The organism is Pedobacter sp. (assembly GCF_045628745.1).
Lineage (GTDB): Bacteria > Bacteroidota > Bacteroidia > Sphingobacteriales > Sphingobacteriaceae > Pedobacter.
Window position 1 is genome coordinate 1 of record NZ_JAZQPU010000398.1, and the last position, 3,926, is coordinate 3,926.

The window sequence follows — 3,926 nt, forward strand, 5'->3', positions numbered from 1 at the left end:
CATTGATTACAGCCACTATAAATGATGTTTACATTTTATGTGATAAATCTTCCTACTTTTGTCACACTCATGATCAACATTTACACAGACGGTGCAGCAAGCGGAAATCCGGGTCCAGGTGGTTACGGCGTAATCTTGCGCTCAGGCAGTCACTATAAAGAATTAAGCGGCGGTTTTCGATTAACCACTAACAACCGTATGGAGCTTTTGGCAGTCATTGAAGGTTTAAAAGCTATAAAAAGCCCTGGGCAGGAAGTAACCATCTATTCAGATTCCAAATATGTGGTAGATTCAGTAGAAAAGAAATGGGTTTTTGGTTGGTTAAAGACTGGCTTTAAGGGAAAGAAGAATTCAGACCTGTGGCTGCGTTTTCTGGAGGTTTACAAAAAACACCACGTTAAATTTGTATGGATAAAGGGGCATAACAGTCACCCTGAAAATGAGCGTTGTGACCAGCTGGCAGTTGCGGCATCAAAACAATCAAGCACCTTAGCAATTGATGCCCCTTTTGAAGCAGAGAAGAATAAACCTTCCCTGCTCTAATATTTTTATCTACAAAGCGTCGTCCTGTAAGGTCAACTCTCCTGTATCTTTTTGGTTTTGAGCTTCTTGTGGTGAATATTCACGCATCATTTTTTCTGCAGTGGCAACCATTTTTTCAGAGCCAATGAATATAGGTATCCTTTGGTGTAATGTTGTAGGTTGAATATCAAGGATGCGGTTAAATCCATCTGATGCTACACCACCTGCCTGTTCAATAATGAAAGCCATTGGGTTACATTCATAAATCAAGCGTAATTTTCCTTGTGGAGAGCTTGATGTAGTAGGGTATAAATAAATACCACCTTTTATTAAGTTACGGTGTATATCTGCAATCATAGAGCCTATATACCTTGAAGTATAAGGTCTGTTGGTTGCGGCATCTTCTACTTGTGCATACTTGATGTATTTTTTTACACCTTCAGGAAAGTGAACATAGTTTCCTTCGTTGATAGAATAGATATTACCGTCTGAAGGAACGCGCATATTAGGGTGCGATAAACAGAACTCGCCAATGGAAGGATCTAGGGTAAAACCATTCACTCCTTTTCCTGTGGTATAAACCATCATGGTAGAAGAACCATAAATAACATAACCTGCAGCAACCTGTTCCGTACCTTTTTGCAGTACATCCTCAAGTGTTGCCATTCCATCCACAGATTTACGTCTGTAAATAGAAAAAATAGTACCTACAGCAACATTGCAATCAATGTTTGAGGAGCCATCAAGGGGATCTATACAAACAATATATTTTGCATTTTTAGATACAGGAGAATCAATAGGTACAAATTCTTCTTCTTCTTCAGTGGCTACAATACAGCATTCACCACCACAAGTTAAAGCAGCTATAAATTGGTTATTGGCATAAACATCAAGTATCTTTTGGTCTTCTCCTTGAATATTGACAGTACCTGCTTCGCCTAAAATGTCTACCAGCCCGGCTTTATTAACCTCTCTGTTTACAATTTTTGCGGCTATTGCTATATCTCTCAACAACCTCGAAAGTTCGCCTTTAGCGTAGGGAAAGTCCGCTTGTTTTTCAATTATAAATTGCCCTAATGTTTTCATTCCTGCCATTACTTAGTGTATTTATTACGTTATCTATTGCCTAATTCTACCACCTCTAAGGTATGTATTTTTTCATCAGAAATGCAAAAACGCACCAAGGTGCGTACTTTGTGCCAGCCTGATTTTCCTGCAGCACCGGGATTTATATGCAGACATTTAATCTTTTCATCGTACATTACTTTTAAGATATGTGAATGTCCTGAAATGAATAACATTGGTGGCTTAGTGTATATATCTGGTTTTACTTCCTGCGAATACCTGCCGGGGTAACCTCCAATATGTGTCATCCATACATCTACCTGTTCACAATTAAAACGTAAGTGTTCTGGAAAAGCCATGCGGATATCTTTATCGTCAATATTGCCGTATACCCCTTTTAAGGGTTTGAAAGCACTAAGCTTTTCTGCAACACCAACGCCAAAATCTCCAGCATGCCAGATTTCATCACATTGGTCAAAGTGCTTGAAAACGGCATCGTCTAAATAGCTATGGGTGTCTGATATGAGGCCTATCTTTTTCAAGGTTTGTTAAATTTAGAATGCCAGAAAGTAGTCTTTTAACAAGGTTGCGTACGCATTTGTATAAAGACCTTCGGTCTGGTAAATATAAAAGTTTTCATGTATGATAGAAACCGACTGAAAGCTAAAACAGACTATTTGTCTGAATTCAGTTTTACCAGCATCAGAGTAGACATGGATAATTTTCGACGGAAATAGTCGCTGCAGCACTGCATTGACAATGAGCTGCCCTGCTTGTTTAACAGGTAGGATTACCCAAAATACGCCATCATCAGCAAGTAATTGAGCTACCTTTAACAACAAGATATTAAAGAAATCTTCATCGGTATGGCGCGCAATGCCTTTTCTTGCTTCTGGATTTTTAAGGTCATTTACAAAATAAGGGGGATTAGAAACAATCAGTTCAAACCGTGCATCGGTTTTAAAAGAGGCAATATCCACCCAGTTGACCATTAAACGGTCTGCAAATAAAGATTGTTTGAAGTTAGTGGCCGCACGGATTGCTGCTGGCCTGTCAATTTCAACAGCATCTACAAAAGCTTCAAGATACCGCTGGGCAAGCATCATGGCAATTACCCCTGTGCCTGTGCCAATATCCAAAATTCGCTGTGGTGCCGGGTGACCTGCAACTGCGCCTAATAATACACCATCAGTATTGATCTTCATGGCGCAATCTGTTTGGTCTACTTCAAACTGCTTAAATTTAAATATGCTGCCCATAAACTATTGCTCGTAGATTTCTAAAGGCAAACCATCTGGATCAGCAAAAAAAGTAAACTTCTTTCCTGTATACTCGTCTACCCTAATGGATTCCGTTTGCACACCCTTCTTGTTTAAATGTTCAGCAACTTCGTTGATATTATTCACTTCAAAGGCCAGGTGCCTTAAGCCTGCAGCCTCCGGACGTGAGGGTCTGGTGGGCACATCTTCAAATGAAAACAATTCAATCTGGTAATGATCGTTAATGGCGAGGTCAAGTTTATAGGAGTTACGTGCTTCGCGGTAGACTTCCTGAACGATGGTTAGCCCCAATATATTGACATAAAAGTCTTTACTCCGGGCATAATCAGAGCAAATGATGGCTATGTGGTGAATTTTATTGAAAATCATGAATTGAAGCGCTTTAAACAAAGGTAAAAAAATCCCTGTAAAGGGATTTTTTAATTACCGTAAAGAGCGCTTTAATTAAAGACTTAAAGTAAAAGATAAAGGCATTTGATAACGCACACGAACGTTTTGGTTATTTTGTCTGCCAGGTTTCCATTTCGGCGACTTTTTAATCACCCTGATCGCTTCTTCATCACAGCCAGCTCCAATACCTCTTATCAGTGTCACATCTGACACAGATCCATCTTTTTCGATCACGAAGCTGATAAAAACTTTACCCTGAATACCCTGGTCTTGTGCCATGTCTGGATAGTTTAAATTTCTTTGAATAAATTTCGCCCAAGCTTTCATACCCCCATTAAATTCAGGGTATACTTCTAGAAATTCCGTAGTATAAATAGTCTCATCTGCTATAGCTATACCTCCGGGTTCACCTGTTTGGGCTGCTCCTGTTGATACACCTTGAGCCACTGTACCTGGTCCGTCCTTATTTTGTGGACCAATGACCGAATTTTCTAAATCCTTGAGATCAGGGATAGACTGTTCAGTTACCGGATTTTCTACAACTTTAATATTTGAAGTAAACCTGGTCATTTTCACCTTTTCTTTTATTGGTTCTCCAGCAGGTGCAGCTACTTCCGTTTTCTTGACAGGTATGGGCAATATTTTACTGGGAATGATTACATCCACCAC

At 39.6% G+C, this 3,926-nt stretch carries 6 protein-coding genes; 1 reads left to right on the top strand and 5 read right to left on the bottom strand.

The genetic code is table 11. The features are described from left to right. The first annotated feature begins 69 nt into the window (after positions 1-69). Positions 70-543, top strand: coding sequence for a ribonuclease HI (gene rnhA, locus ACR2F7_RS14620; RefSeq protein WP_432714285.1), 474 nt, complete (start codon positions 70-72; stop codon positions 541-543). Positions 544-552: 9 nt separating this feature from the next. On the opposite strand, the gene fbp is transcribed toward rnhA, so the two are convergent. From fbp to ACR2F7_RS14645, 5 genes are all read right to left on the bottom strand, one after another. Next, positions 553-1,617: a class 1 fructose-bisphosphatase gene (gene fbp, locus ACR2F7_RS14625; protein WP_432714286.1), complete on the bottom strand. Its 1,065-nt coding sequence runs from the start codon at positions 1,615-1,617 to the stop codon at positions 553-555. A gap of 20 nt (positions 1,618-1,637) precedes the next feature. After that, positions 1,638-2,129, bottom strand: a complete 492-nt coding sequence (locus ACR2F7_RS14630) for a metallophosphoesterase family protein (RefSeq protein WP_432714287.1) — start codon at positions 2,127-2,129, stop codon at positions 1,638-1,640. A gap of 12 nt (positions 2,130-2,141) precedes the next feature. After that, a complete protein-coding gene (locus ACR2F7_RS14635; protein ID WP_432714288.1) occupies positions 2,142-2,846 on the bottom strand; it encodes a tRNA1(Val) (adenine(37)-N6)-methyltransferase in 705 nt (234 codons plus the stop codon). A 3-nt stretch (positions 2,847-2,849) separates the two neighbouring features. Further along, entirely contained in the window at positions 2,850-3,236 is a 387-nt protein-coding gene (gloA2, locus tag ACR2F7_RS14640; RefSeq protein WP_432714289.1) for an SMU1112c/YaeR family gloxylase I-like metalloprotein, read from the bottom strand. A gap of 75 nt (positions 3,237-3,311) precedes the next feature. Next, on the bottom strand, positions 3,312-3,926 hold a 615-nt coding region (locus ACR2F7_RS14645), incomplete at its 5' end, for an energy transducer TonB (RefSeq protein ID WP_432714290.1).

Excerpts from the sequence above, each read along its gene's own strand:
- rnhA (WP_432714285.1), top strand. The coding sequence starts at position 70 with ATGATCAACATTTACACAGACGGTGCAGCAAGCGGAAATCCGGGTCCA.
- fbp (WP_432714286.1), bottom strand. The coding sequence starts at position 1,617 with ATGGCAGGAATGAAAACATTAGGGCAATTTATAATTGAAAAACAAGCG.
- ACR2F7_RS14635 (WP_432714288.1), bottom strand. The coding sequence starts at position 2,846 with ATGGGCAGCATATTTAAATTTAAGCAGTTTGAAGTAGACCAAACAGAT.
- gloA2 (WP_432714289.1), bottom strand. The coding sequence starts at position 3,236 with ATGATTTTCAATAAAATTCACCACATAGCCATCATTTGCTCTGATTAT.